Genomic DNA, 12,647 nt, shown 5'->3' with positions numbered 1-12,647 from the left:
CGCCCGGCCGAGCAGTTTCTTGGCGTGATAATCATCATCACCCCGTAGAACTACGCTGCAACCCCTGGGCTAATTCAACCGCTCGCGTGGCAGTACTGTCAATGCGGCGACACCACATTCCACGTCTAAATAGGCGATGTGACTGTCCGTAGTGTGACTTCCCGGCAGCGCGGTCGTCTTTGACGCATCGCGCCAAGCGGAGCGTCCGACACCCGGTGTATCCAGACGCGTCGCAGGTTCGTGCCCTCGGCAGGACACGCAAACATGGGCAACCGGAAAACGCCTGGTCATCGCGGATGCCTATCCGGTCTGACTGTGCCGTTCCGCCGGTAGGGGACTGGGCTATCGACCGAACGGGCAGGGCGTGGGATCACGTTCAGGCACATCAACGTTTTCACAATTATCGCCTAGCGCAGTTGGATCATTTTCGATCAAACGGCGAAGGTTCGCGATTGGTGGGTAATGCAGGCTACGTTACTGCCCGGTACGGGAACGTCGTGGTTCCCGATCGTGGAGGGTTGAAACCGAAGCATGATCAAACATCGAGGGCGGCTGGCCGCGCTGGTCGCATCTGTTGTCGTGGTGGCCGGTGGTGTCGTATCGGCACAGGTCGGGCAGGCATCACCGAACGCCGAGGGGCTCGACGCGCAGTTCGTCGCCACTCATAACGGGCCGCAGCAGTACCCCAACGTCTTCATCGAGTGGGATGTGCCGATCACCATGAGTGACGGCACGGTATTGAAAGCCAACGTCTATCACCCGGCCGGGGTGGACGGTCAGCCGATCGCCGAGCCGACACCCACCATCGTCAACATGACGCCCTACACCAAGCTGGTCACCAACCTCGCCGACTCGGCGCTCGCGGTGCCCGGCCTGTCGGACGCGTTGATGCCGGTGCTGCGGAATCTGGATTTCTCACCGTTCGGTTTCAGCAGCCTCAGCGACATGTTGAAGGCGCTGCCCGGTGGCGCGGCTCGCACCATCGGTGTCGACCGGAATCTGATCCGTGGCGGCTACACGCAGGTGGTCGTCGATGTGCGCGGCACCGGTTTCTCGCAGGGCGCCTGGCAGGTGTTCGGTGAGCGCGAGCAGCTCGACGGCGTGGAAGTCGTGGACTGGGCGGCGAAACAGGGCTGGTCCGACGGCAAGATCGGGATGAGTGGCATCTCCTACTCGGCGATCAATCAACTCCAAACCGCGCAACGTCGACCCGCAGCGCTCAAGGCTATCTTCCCGGTCGTGCCCGGTAGTGACATGATTCGCGACGTCGCCGCCCCCGGCGGTGCCCTCGGTGTCGGCTTCATCCCGACCTGGCTACTCCTCGTCGACGGCACGAAGCTGCTGCCCGACCTCGTGTCGATACTGTCCGGAAAATTCGACTGGACCTGGCTCAACGACAGGGTGCGTGACCCGTTCACGTTCTTCAACGTGCTCATCGCCGCGCTGGGTACCCCGAGTATCGACCAGATTCCGCCGGAGCTGGGCGCGGTCCTCGACGATGAGAGTCCGCTGCGGACCGCGTGGGTGGCTTCGCCCGAACAGGTGCAGGTGCCGACGTTCCTCTACGGCGGCTGGCACGACATCTTCACCTACTCCACCCCGCGCATTTATAACGCGGTGAACGTGCCCGCCGAGCAGAAGAAGCTCGTCATGGACAACACCTATCACCTGACGGTGAGCTCAGGTCTCGGACAGCCGGGCGCGCCCGCACCGCTGGAATCGTTGCAGCGCGCGTGGTTCGACAAGTGGCTCAAGGGAATCGACAACGGCATCGATCGCTACGACCCGGTCACCCTGTGGCAGCAGGGGAGTGAGCAGTGGACTGCCGATGTCTCGTTCCCTCGGCCGGGCATGCAGTACCGGCGGATGTATCTCGACGCCATGCCCTCCGGCACTGCGCCGGGTGCGCGCCACGACGGCAGTTTGATCACCACACCCGTGGGCGCACAGCGTGTTTCGGTAGACCCGAGCCTGCTCACCATCTGTTCGCGTGATGCCGCGCAGGGCACGGCCGGGGTTCTCCCGCTTCCCGATATCTGTGCGAAGGACGCCCGGATCAGTGAAGGGGCCGCGCTCACCTTCACCACTGCCCCGGTGGCCGCACCGACGAGGATCTCCGGTCCCATCGCCGCACACCTGAACACTGTGCTCGACACCACCGACGGCTACTGGACGGTGACGGTCAATGATGTCGCGCCCGACGGTACTTCGACGGTCTGGTCGCAGGGGCAGTTGACGGCGTCGCTGCGCGCGGTCGATGAAGGCAAGTCGACCCGCTCACCCAACGGCGACTACACCGACCCGTATCCGTACCTCACCCTGGATACGCGTCAGCCGATCGTGCCCGGCGAGCCGACGACGATCGACATCGGTATCCGTGCCACCGACGGTGTCCTGCTGCCGGGCCACCGCCTGCGCGTCGACGTGTTCGCGGGCAACCTCCCCAGCTCGATTCCGTTGCGGCCGTTGCTGAACGAGAGCGGCCTGCGTACTCAGCACCTCGAGTTGGACCCGACCCGCCCGAGCTGGATCAACGTCCCCCTGGACACCGACCCCGGTTGGTGATTCCCGGTCCACCCCGCCTCGATGCCGGCCCGTCTGATCATCGACGGATCCGGCATCGAGGTGGGGTGCGCCTGTCCTCGCGGCAGGTCCGGCGCGAGCGCCGTCAGGGGCGTTCGGTGACCAAGAAGGACGGCGGTGCCGATTTACAGGGCATACGGTTCCGGAGGTCGACCGCGTGTGGGATCGCCTCCCCGTCCGACCATCCTGAATGATGCGATACGTACGCATTCCGCGCCGCGCAGGCTGCGGGTACCGGGGTTGACTGTGACCGACCCGCTGAGGATACTGGCCAGTATCGAAATTTCAGTACTGGCCAGTATCGAAAGGTTTTCATGGCGCACTCGCGATCGGCATCGGGAGCATCTTCGACGGCGTCGAATCCTCGACGGTTCGGGCCGATGCAGCGTCCGTAAAGCGGGTTGTCACGCCCTGAGCAGCATCATGACGAACCGGCAGAGGCGAGCGCGAGATCGACGAGACCAGCTCGGAGCGAACTCGGCATCCTCGGCACACTTACCCACTGTGGCGCCGAGGTCCTCGGCTCACAAAGCTTCGGTATGCGCATGCGCCACAGTGTGACCTCTTTGTCCTCGACAACTTGTCGTTGGTGATTGCTTCTACCGACGTCGACGCCGACAACTGCGTTTGCTCTGTTCGCCCGGCCGAGCTCCTGTGAGGGACGCGCTGACCGAGCATCAGACCTGTTCAGACCCGCAGTTCCATGTTGAGGCGATCGACTCTGCCCGTTCGGCTGCCATCTCGCTGGTTCCATCCGGGACTTCGGTATCCATGCCATCGCGATGGGCCTTGATCGCACGCCACGACCAGGCAGGTCACTGACCGGGCTACCTACGAATCCGCCGCCGTCGCCACTGCGACCCGACCGTGAATCAAAACCCTTGGGACCGTCAGGACCGGACTGATCCCAGCCAATGGTCGGAGACGACCGGGAACGAGCACTCACCATGACCAACAGCCAGCACATCGCAGACAAAGGACCCGAGACCCCGGTCGAAGTGACCGACACCGAGGGGCGTCCGCAACTTCCGCGTGCGGACCCTTTCTATCGCGCGCCGCCGGGTTCGAAGCGTTGGCCAAGGGCACCATACTTCGGGCGCGCCGGGTCCAGATCGCCGCGTTCGGCCTGATCCGACAGCGCGATGTTTCAGCGTGGCAGTTGCTCTACGTCAGCTCAGATCTACGCGGCAACCCCGAAGCGACGGTAACGACAGTGCTGACAGCCAAGAACGCCACCCCCGATCCCAACCGCCCGTTGATCGCCTTTCAATGCGCGATCGACGCCGTCGCCGATCAATGCTTCCCCTCCTACGCGCTACGCCACGGCGCACGCAGTTTCGGGGCGAATCCGCATTTCGAATACTTCATGATCGCCTGCCTGCTGCAGCGCGGCTGGGCGGTCAGCGTCGCCGATCATGAAGGCCTCGATGGCCGGTTCGGGGCACCGCGCGAGCCCGGCTATCGTGGCCTCGACGGCGTTCGTGCCGCGCTCGACTTCGCGCCCCTTGGCCTCGATGCCACCACCCGAGTTGCTATTTGGGGCTACTCCGGCGGCGGAATGGCCGGGGCGTGGATGGCGGAGATGGCCGCGACCTACGCAGGCCTGGTCGCCACCGGCGACACGCTCATTACTGGACACCCGGTCTCGCGCATGAGCGGTCCACAAGTCCTGCCTGACGACTTCAGCTGTTCACGAGACGAAAACCTCGCAACGCTGGAACTTCTGGAAGACCTCGATGCCGACCTGATCATCCCCGGCCATGGGGAACCTTGGTGTGGCCCGATACGCAAAGCGGTACTCGCCGCGCGCCGAAACGCCTGAAAGCTACGGCGACAAGTGGGGCCGCGGCAAGACCGAGGACTGCGACCTCTTCAGGACCGCACCCGCGCAGCGACAACGGGCGCGGCCGGACTACTTGGGGCGTGTACCGCCGGCGGCGCTACCACGGTGTTGCGGGCGGGTCCGGTGCCAGGCCATGGCGAACAGCGCGAACGCACAGCCCGGTGGTCAGCTTGTGTCGGGGCCGGATCAAAGCGCAACAGTCTCGGGAGCCGATGATTGTCCGCCCACTACTGCTGGGCCGAGCGAGGAAAGCGGCCGTCGTGAAGGATCGTTTCCGTCGAATGCCCACGCACCTGTGCGATCGCCATGTCGAGCACAACACGCATGGGACGGATGTCTCGGGCCGTCTTGGCGAGTAGGTACCCTCCCTGCAATGCAGCCAACAACCCGGTGGCCAACGCGTGTGAGTCGGCGTGCGGGCTCAGCGCGTCACGCTTCTTCAACTCTTCGATCGCGTCGGTCAAGAGTTGCAGCCAGGCGTCGAAGTGGGCAGCGATGATTTTGCGCGTGTCTTCGTCGTGATCAGCGATCTCGTTGGCCAGCGCCCCAAGTGGGCACCCGTAGGCACCGTCTCGGAGCGCATTGCGCTCGACGAGCTCGTCACGCCATAGTTCGAGTCCGCGCAATGACTCAACCCTCGCAAGACGACGGCGCTGCTGTGACAGCAGCACTTCGGCGCGGGCCGCGATGACTTCTTTCACCAGTGCGTCCTTCTCAGCAAAGTGCTGATACAGCTGCGACTTCGACGTCGCACTCGCAGCACGGACGTCGGCCAGAGTCGTCGAGGCAACACCGCGCTCGTACATCAACTGATCGGCTGCCTCGATAATCCGTACCTTCGTTGCGGCACCGCGAGCCGTCAAGCGGCGCGGGCAGGGGCCGCTGGCGCTGTCAGTCATCCCCCCAGGTTAATGGCACCGGCTTGGATGGATTTTCTCATGGGCACCCGGCAACCAGCGATCACCCAGCGTGGGTCGCCCCTGGCAGGAGTCGACAAGCGGTTGATATCGCACCTCACGATCGGTGCCTCGCGGCTGGGCCGGGCTGCCAGCCGACATCTCGTCGCCCGATCCCTGGGGAGGGAGCGACAAGACGGATCTCGACTGCAGATGCCCACCCAACCGGAGGACCCGCTATGTTGCCGTGCCGGACGAGCGCCGCTCGGGCAACACCCAACTGTCGCGGGGGAAGTGGCAGGTGTAGCCGTTCGAGTCCTTTTCCAGATAATCCTGATGCTCGGGCTCCGCCTCCCAGAACGGGCCGGTCGGCTCGATCGTGGTGACCGCCTTACCCGGCCACAGACCCCGACGCGTCGACATCGGCGATCGTGTCGCGAGCGATCCGCTCCTGCTCCGGCGTGACACCGGTGTAACCGACCCGGGTTCCGAGTACGCCGGACCGACGACGGAGTGGATCCTGCATCCCCCAGAAGCACCCGCCGGCCAGGACAGCTGTCTCCGCTCCCGAGTCGCGCGTGATCTTCTCGGTGTTATTGATCTCGCTGGTCATGCGGTGTCTCCCTTGGAGGGAGATCCTGGTCGATGTCGAACAGTGCACTGAACTGGCCGTAACCCTCCTCGACGAGCTTGGAGGCGGGTACGAAGCGCATCGCGGCCGAGTTCATGCAGTACCTCTTGCCGCCGGCGGCGGGTCCGTCGTCGAACACGTGCCCGAGGTGGCTGTCGGCGCCCGTCGAGCGCACCTCTGTGCGGCTCATCCCGTGCGTCCGATCTGTTTCGGTCGTGACGGCGTCGGCGTCGACGGGGGCGGTGAAGCTGGGCCATCCTGTGCCGCTGTCGTACTTGTCGGCGGACGAGAACAGTGGCTGACCCGAGACGATGTCGACGTAGATGCCGGGCTCATGGTTGTCCCAGTCCTCGTTGCGGAACGGCGCCTCGGTACCGCGCTGCTGCGTCACTCGATGCTGCAGGTCGCTCAGGTGGCTGAGCGACTCGGGAGTCTTGCGGTAGTCGTTGGTGGTCACGTTGGCTCCTTCTTGCAGGCGACGCGGCGGCCGCGCCATCACATCCTATAGCGGACTCTATAGTCCAGTTATTCCATGACGCCTGCGGTAGGGTAGGGGTCTGACGAGACGTCAGCCACGAGAGGGACGCGGGTCCGCGCGATGACTGGGCGGCGATCAGAATATGCAGACTGCCACGCATTTTCACTCCCGAACGACACAAATCCGGTGACGAGCATGGAGAGGCAGGCGCATGACCCACCCTGACGGCCTGCAGCAGGTTACATCCCCCAAAGTGGACTCTACGGACCAATATGAAAGCAATCCGACCAGGGACTGCACCCGACAACTCGAGGCCGGGCCAGATCGACGGAACTCGAGAATGGGCCGTCGATCTCGATCGCGGTGGATACTCGAGCCAATGCCTTCGTCGCCACCGAGGACGGTGTCGAGTTCGGTCGCGTCACGTTCGCGGAGAAGAACGGCAGGGTGACGCTTAAGGCGACCTCGACCCTGCCGGACCGCCATGGACAGGGTTTGGCAACTGAGCTCACGCCGTTCCACATGGACCGTTTCCGTTATCGTCAGCAAGAAGGTTCGGACCCGCCTGAGACTCGCTCGGGGTGCGGTTTCGTCCGCGCAGGCCGCGGCGGCGAGTACCAAGAGAAAGGTGCAGTCGTGGAAGTGATCAACAGCAGTTTCGGAGGCCGGCGCGGTTCCAGCGACCCCCGACTGCCTCCTGGGCAGACCCTCGTCCACGACTGGCCGGTGCTCTCGACTGGACCCACTCCCAATGTCGACGAGAGCCGATGGAGCTTTACGATCACGACGGAGGACAAGGTCGCGCACCGGTGGAACTGGAATGAGCTTCAAAAGGTGGGCGTCGAGGACATCGTCACCGACATTCACTGCGTGACCCACTGGTCGAAGCTGGACATGGCCTGGCGTGGGGTGTCCTTGGACCGGCTGTTCGAGGATGTCGAGACCAGTTTCGACTACGTGATGGTCCGTAGCTCCGGCGGATACACCACCAACCTTCCTCTCGAAGATCTCCTCGATGGGCGGGCTTGGATAGCCACCGAGGCGGAGGGTGAACCCCTCACACCGGAGCACGGGGGTCCGGCCCGACTTCTCGTGCCCCACCTCTACTTCTGGAAGAGCGCGAAGTGGGTTCTCGGAATGGAGATGATGCCCTCGGACGACCCAGGGTTCTGGGAACAGAACGGCTACCACCTCCGTGGCGACCCGTGGCAAGAGGAGCGTTACTGGTGATAACCCCGAGCCGTGGCCGGTGGCACCTCGGGCGGGTGATCAGTCGGCGTTTCGAGACCGAGGCGGCCGTGCGCCTTGAACTGGATGTGCCGACGTGGCCTGGAAACGACGCCGGAGCTCATCTCGACATCCGGCTCACGGCACCGGATGGATACCAGGCGTCCCGGTCCTACTCGCTGGCGTCCTCGGGACAGGCGACTCGAGTCGTGCTGGTGGTCCAGGAGCAGCCCGCGGGCGAGGTGTCACCGTTTCTCGTACGTCAGCTCGCGGAGGGTGAAGAAGTCGAGGTGCAAGGACCTCTCGGACGCTTTTTCGTCTGGATCCGCACTGATCCCGACCGGTCACCGGTACAGCTCATCGCGGGCGGATCAGGAGTCGTGCCCTTGTTCTCGATGGCCTCTGCACGTGAACACGAGTCGGAAGGCGCCGACTTCCGGCTGCTGTACTCGGTCCGCAGTCCGCGCGACGAGTTCTTCGCTGACGAGCTTGCGGAACTCTCACGAACGACCGTCAACATCGTGCACACCCGCGAGTCGGTGCCCGGAGCGGGTCGACCACCGGGCCGACTGACACGGGAGGCAATCGCCGGGTCGACCTTCCCCGCATCACTGTCGCCACGCATCTTCGTCTGCGGACCGACACCGTTCGTGGAGGCCGTCGCCGGGTGGCTTGTCGAACTCGGCCACAACCCCGCACGGATTCGTACGGAACGATTCGGAGGCAGTTCATGACTCACGTTGACGGAAACGCGCTCGCCGGTGCGTTCGCGACGACTCTCGGTATCGACATCACAGCGACGATCGGCAGGTGCCGCGGCTGCGGCAACTCCTTCGACCTCGCCCGCACGCATGCCTTCATCACAGCCATGGGTGCAGTCATGCGGTGCAGCGATTGCCAGGCCGTGCTGGCCGTCATCGTCCAGAATCCCCGAGAGGCACTCGTGAACCTCTCGGGGCTGGCCTACATCACGGTGCCCAGCCTATGACCGCGCGCTTGCCGTGACGGAATTCTTCAAGCTGAATGAGACCATTGGGTGTGTTATGCCGCTTGCGTATCGGTCTCCTGGGGGTGGGTCGGGGTCGGCGGCTGCCGCGACGATGCGCCTCCGGGGCTGGACCGCGCCTCCCTGAACATGCTGAGCTGGTGCCCGCAGTGCGGACATGCGGACATCTCGCGGCCCTCGAAGTCGCCGGAGTGCCCGGCCGTCTCGAGCTCGGACCTGTCTCGGAAAGCGCGGCCGGAACCAGCGTCACTTCCGGTGCCGACGCCTGGTGATGCTTCTGTCTGCTCGTCGGGGCGCAGATCGCTCATCGCTCTCGCTTTCCCCGGGTGCTCTCCCCGGCACTGGAACGTTCTTGTGAGATTTGCTCGCGGAAGTCCGCGTCCTCCTGTTTCACTGCTGTCGCGCCGCGAAGGACCTCGTCGATCTCGGCACCGGGGATGATCACCGCCCCGGACTCGTCGGCGAAGACGTAGTCACCCGGCATGATGCCGACGCCTTGCAGGACCATTGGCACGTTTGCTCGGTGGGGAGTGATCAGGGCACCGCCGGCCTCCACCGCCTCGCCTGTGCAGTACGCCGTGAACCCATACGTTCGAAGCTCGGCAAAGTCCCGGATTCGCCACGGTCGAAACCAGCTCATTCAGAACAGAATTCGTAGTCGATCTTCTCGTACCCGCGATTGGTCAGCGGGCAGAAACTTTCCGGCATGCACGGTCGTGCCGAAGCCCTCGGCGAAAGCGCCGTTTTCGTAGAGGACGTGTCCGGCGACGACGGTGGCCGCGACAACACGGTCGTTGCGATTGACCATCCTGTCGATCCCGTCCAGACCCGGCATGGGTGCCTCAGCGTAGGCGCCGCTCGAGCCGTCGAAGCCTGTTGGATCGATGACGGCGAGGTCGGCGCGCGATCCGAGGGTGAGGTGTCCGGCGTCGATGCCGTACCAGTCGGCGAGCTCGCCGGTCAGGCGATGCACCGCGGTCTCGACAGGCATGAACTTGCGGGCGTGGACTCGCTCGAGCATCCGCACACCGAAGTTGTAGAAGGCCATATTGCGCAGGTGCGCACCAGAATCGGCGAATCCGACCTGCACGACCTCCGACTGCTGGAGCTCGTCGAGAACGTCGTCGCGGTCGTTGGCGATGGTGGTGCGCCAACGCAGGTCGGTGCCGTGGGCAACCGCCAGATCAAGCAGCGCGTCGACGGGTTCGATACCGCGTTCATCGGCGATCGCGCCGAAGGACCGCCCGACGACCGTGGTGTCGGGGCAGGAGACGATCTCGGCGTCGTGCAGGTCGCGATGCCACACCTTGAAGCCGAACTTCTTGGTCATGTCCTTACGGAAGCGGCGCCGAAAGGATTCATCGGCCAGCAGGTCACCGCGGGCGATGACATCGCGGATGTTCAAGGCGGCGGCACCGGAACCGAATTCTTCGAACACGACGACGTCGATGCCGTCGGCGTAGACCTCGAACGGGACCGGCAGATGCTGCCAGCGGAACCCGTCGCCACCGAGCTTGTTGACGATTCTCGCGGCAGCGATCGCGATGCGGACCACGCTGCGGTCGGCTTTGACGTCAGCGGCGCTGATGACGGTGGTCTTGAGCGGCTTTCGCTTGCGGCCCATGCTCTGCACGAAATAGCGCGCCATCTCTGAGCGTTTCGCGAGATTGGGTGTGCTCTGGTGGATGCGGCCCCGTGTGCGCAGCACCTCGTTGAGTGTGGCGTATTCGCGCCAGCTCGCGTAGGTCGAGGGCAGTAGTCGGGCCGGCCAGCGCGAGCCCTCCAGCTTGGAGAACGAGCTGCGGATCGTGGACAGTCCGAGGAAACCGGCATCGAGTGCCTCGGTGAGCATGCCTGTCATGCGGGCGAGCTCAGCGGTCGAGGGCTTCTGCTCGGCATCGGTCGCGCGACCCAGTCCCATCACCGCGGCACGGATGTCGGAGTGGCCGAGGAACGCCGCGACGTTGGCGCCGAGCGGTCGTGCGTTGATGGCGTCGACGTAGGACTGCGGCCCAGACCAGCTCTTGTGTTCCTTCACCGCGGAATGCACCGCGTCCCACGGCAGCGCTTCCACCCGGGCGAACAGGTCCGCGCAGTCCTCGGCGTCGGCGTAGACCGTCGACAGTGAGCAGTTGCCCAGAACCACCGAGGTGACGCCGTGGCGAACGCTCTCGCCCAGGCCCGGTGAGCCGAGGACCTCGGCGTCGTAGTGGGTGTGCACGTCGATCATGCCGGGGATCACCCACTTGCCGGTCGCGTCGATCTCGCGTTCTCCGCTGCCGGGCTCGATGCGTCCGATCGTGATGACTGCGCCCTCCCGGACGCCGACATCGGCCTGGACCGGTGAGGATCCGGTGCCGTCGAACACGGTTCCGTTGCGGATAACCAGTGAGTAGTGCGACATGAACATCCTTCGATACTGACGAGTATTGAAAAATTTCGATACCAGCGAGTATCCTGACTGGTGTGACCACAGTCAACCCCCGCATCCGCACCCCGCGCCGAGAAGTGCGCAAGGCAGTCCTGGCCGCGGCCATGTCGGAATTCGCGGGCAAAGGATTCGCGGGCACCACGATCGACGCGATCGCCGACGCGGCCGGATTCACCAAAGGCGCCGTCTATTCCAACTTCGGCTCCAAAGACGACCTGTTCTTCGCGCTGCTCGACCAGCAGATCGCTCACAGGATCGACGCGGTCACCGCGCTCGCCCGAGCAGCGGGCACACAGCCCACGATGAAAGCCCTCGGCGAGCTGCTGACGCGTGGACTCCTGGACAACCGCGATTGGCAGACCCTGTTCACCGAATATTGGCTGCGCGCCATGCGTGACGAGACGGTCCGAGAGCGGTTCGTCGAGCACCGCCGTGCGGTGCGAGTCGCGATCGAGGACGCGATCCGACACCTCGAGATCGAGTCCGACCTCGATCCCGCCGCGATGACGGTCCTGGTCCTTGCCCTCAACAGTGGTATGTCCATCGAGGAATTCACCGACCCCGGAATCGTCCCACCAGACCTGTTCGGCACCGTCCTTCAAGCGATCACCAGGCAACCATGACGCGCCGACCACACGCGCGCACCCCGGCACGCACGGCGATCGGTGAGTTGGTGGCTGTCGGCGAACACGAGCTCCACATTCGCCAGGACGGGCCCGCGGACGCCAAACCGCTGCTGCTCGTGCACGGCTTCATCGAATCCCTGCACTGGTGGGATCAGCTCACCCCGCTACTGAGCCAGACCTACCGGATCATCCGAGTAGACCTCGCCGGCTACGGGTGCACGCGCGCCGACACCGGTTTCGACGCGAATTCACAAGCGGCGATACTGGAATCGGTCTTGGATCACCTCGACCTCACCGGGGTCACCGCGGTCGGGCACTCCTGGGGCGCCGACCACGTCGTGGCCCTCGCCGAGCGATCCGACCGGGTCACCGAAATCGTCGTCATCGACCAGGCACCCGACTACAGCGACTACCCGATCCCCGCGATCGCCCGCCTGCTGGGCATCGAACGGCTCGACCCCGTCATCGCCCTGATCCATCGAATAGTTCCGGAAGCGGTGTTCCGCCGGATCATCGCGCAGGGGTTCGCCCGCGGTTTCGACCTCACGACCCTGGACAACCCGGCCCAGTTCTACGCCGACTACCGGGCCATGTCGCCGCGCATGTTTCGCGCGGTCGCCCTGGATCGGCCGAAGGCGCTCTCGCAGCGCCCCCTTGACGTGCAGGTGCGTGAGCTCGCGTTGCCTACGCTGGTGATTCACGGCGACGGTGACCGAATGTTCGACTGTGCGACCACCCTTGCTCGCTACGCCGCTGTCGGTGCACGCACCGAGGTGATACCAGGCGCCGGGCATTCCCCCCAGATCGAGCGGCCACACCAGGTGGCGGCACTCATTCGAGACTTCTCCCGCGAATGTGACCAACGCGCGGGTTCAAATTCTGCCTGAGGCACGCCGGCATCCGCGACTGTCGGTACCGGCGACAGG

11 protein-coding genes and 1 pseudogene are annotated in these 12,647 nt (G+C 64.6%); 7 read left to right on the top strand and 5 right to left on the bottom strand.

Annotated elements, in window-relative coordinates; all coding sequences use genetic code 11:
• Positions 1-531 precede the first annotated feature (531 nt).
• The gene (locus tag ACLJPD_RS28220) at positions 532-2,565 is read left to right on the top strand and encodes a CocE/NonD family hydrolase (protein ID WP_410876181.1); all 2,034 of its coding nucleotides are present in this window, start codon (positions 532-534) and stop codon (positions 2,563-2,565) included.
• A gap of 1,090 nt (positions 2,566-3,655) precedes the next feature.
• Positions 3,656-4,405, top strand: a complete 750-nt coding sequence (locus tag ACLJPD_RS28215) for a lipase family protein (RefSeq protein WP_410876180.1) — start codon at positions 3,656-3,658, stop codon at positions 4,403-4,405.
• A 248-nt stretch (positions 4,406-4,653) separates the two neighbouring features.
• Here ACLJPD_RS28215 and ACLJPD_RS28210 read toward each other — a convergent pair whose 3' ends face one another.
• The 3 genes and pseudogenes from ACLJPD_RS28210 to msrB all read right to left on the bottom strand — a co-directional run bounded on the left by ACLJPD_RS28210 (position 4,654) and on the right by msrB (position 6,449).
• On the bottom strand, positions 4,654-5,325 hold the full coding sequence (locus tag ACLJPD_RS28210; RefSeq protein ID WP_410876179.1) for a TetR/AcrR family transcriptional regulator: 672 nt from the start codon (positions 5,323-5,325) through the stop codon (positions 4,654-4,656).
• Positions 5,326-5,559: 234 nt separating this feature from the next.
• Positions 5,560-5,935, bottom strand: a pseudogene (locus ACLJPD_RS28205) (peptide-methionine (S)-S-oxide reductase).
• Positions 5,916-6,449, bottom strand: coding sequence for a peptide-methionine (R)-S-oxide reductase MsrB (gene msrB, locus ACLJPD_RS28200; RefSeq protein WP_410876178.1), 534 nt, complete (start codon positions 6,447-6,449; stop codon positions 5,916-5,918). Before msrB ends, ACLJPD_RS28205 begins: the two are co-directional and overlap by 20 nt.
• Before the next feature lie 618 nt (positions 6,450-7,067).
• Between msrB and ACLJPD_RS28195 the strand changes: the two genes are divergently transcribed.
• From ACLJPD_RS28195 to ACLJPD_RS28185, 3 genes are read left to right on the top strand one after another with little or no spacing between them, the layout of a single operon-like run.
• Positions 7,068-7,661, top strand: a complete 594-nt coding sequence (locus ACLJPD_RS28195; RefSeq protein ID WP_410876331.1) for a molybdopterin-dependent oxidoreductase — start codon at positions 7,068-7,070, stop codon at positions 7,659-7,661.
• On the top strand, positions 7,658-8,392 hold the full coding sequence (locus ACLJPD_RS28190) for an FAD-binding oxidoreductase (protein ID WP_410876177.1): 735 nt from the start codon (positions 7,658-7,660) through the stop codon (positions 8,390-8,392). The genes ACLJPD_RS28195 and ACLJPD_RS28190 overlap by 4 nt, the downstream gene beginning before the upstream one ends.
• The gene (locus ACLJPD_RS28185) at positions 8,389-8,646 is read left to right on the top strand and encodes a DUF6510 family protein (RefSeq protein WP_410876176.1); all 258 of its coding nucleotides are present in this window, start codon (positions 8,389-8,391) and stop codon (positions 8,644-8,646) included. The genes ACLJPD_RS28190 and ACLJPD_RS28185 overlap by 4 nt, the downstream gene beginning before the upstream one ends.
• A 322-nt stretch (positions 8,647-8,968) precedes the next feature.
• Here ACLJPD_RS28185 and ACLJPD_RS28180 read toward each other — a convergent pair whose 3' ends face one another.
• Both ACLJPD_RS28180 and ACLJPD_RS28175 read right to left on the bottom strand, forming a co-directional pair.
• The gene (locus ACLJPD_RS28180; protein ID WP_410876175.1) at positions 8,969-9,304 is read right to left on the bottom strand and encodes a hypothetical protein; all 336 of its coding nucleotides are present in this window, start codon (positions 9,302-9,304) and stop codon (positions 8,969-8,971) included.
• Positions 9,305-11,068, bottom strand: coding sequence for an N-acyl-D-amino-acid deacylase family protein (locus ACLJPD_RS28175; RefSeq protein WP_410876174.1), 1,764 nt, complete (start codon positions 11,066-11,068; stop codon positions 9,305-9,307).
• 62 nt (positions 11,069-11,130) lie between these two features.
• On the opposite strand from ACLJPD_RS28175, the gene ACLJPD_RS28170 reads away from it, so the two are divergent.
• Complete coding sequence (locus tag ACLJPD_RS28170; protein ID WP_410876173.1) at positions 11,131-11,718, top strand: TetR/AcrR family transcriptional regulator; 588 nt, start codon at positions 11,131-11,133, stop codon at positions 11,716-11,718.
• Positions 11,715-12,608: an alpha/beta fold hydrolase gene (locus tag ACLJPD_RS28165; RefSeq protein WP_410876172.1), complete on the top strand. Its 894-nt coding sequence runs from the start codon at positions 11,715-11,717 to the stop codon at positions 12,606-12,608. Before ACLJPD_RS28170 ends, ACLJPD_RS28165 begins: the two co-directional genes overlap by 4 nt.
• The last annotated feature ends 39 nt before the right edge of the window (positions 12,609-12,647 follow it).

Source organism: Nocardia sp. A7 (assembly GCF_046549215.1).
In the GTDB taxonomy this organism is placed as follows: Bacteria; Actinomycetota; Actinomycetes; order Mycobacteriales; family Mycobacteriaceae; genus Nocardia.
The sequence above is the reverse complement of the archived record's forward strand: the minus strand, read 5'-3'. Positions and strand labels throughout refer to the sequence as shown.

What these genes read in the sequence shown, in the direction of transcription:
- ACLJPD_RS28165 (WP_410876172.1), top strand. Translation starts at nt 11,715, where the DNA reads ATGACGCGCCGACCACACGCGCGCACCCCGGCACGCACGGCGATCGGT.
- ACLJPD_RS28220 (WP_410876181.1), top strand. Translation starts at nt 532, where the DNA reads ATGATCAAACATCGAGGGCGGCTGGCCGCGCTGGTCGCATCTGTTGTC.
- ACLJPD_RS28175 (WP_410876174.1), bottom strand. Translation starts at nt 11,068, where the DNA reads ATGTCGCACTACTCACTGGTTATCCGCAACGGAACCGTGTTCGACGGC.
- msrB (WP_410876178.1), bottom strand. Translation starts at nt 6,449, where the DNA reads ATGGCGCGGCCGCCGCGTCGCCTGCAAGAAGGAGCCAACGTGACCACC.
- ACLJPD_RS28210 (WP_410876179.1), bottom strand. Translation starts at nt 5,325, where the DNA reads ATGACTGACAGCGCCAGCGGCCCCTGCCCGCGCCGCTTGACGGCTCGC.
- ACLJPD_RS28180 (WP_410876175.1), bottom strand. Translation starts at nt 9,304, where the DNA reads ATGAGCTGGTTTCGACCGTGGCGAATCCGGGACTTTGCCGAGCTTCGA.
- ACLJPD_RS28185 (WP_410876176.1), top strand. Translation starts at nt 8,389, where the DNA reads ATGACTCACGTTGACGGAAACGCGCTCGCCGGTGCGTTCGCGACGACT.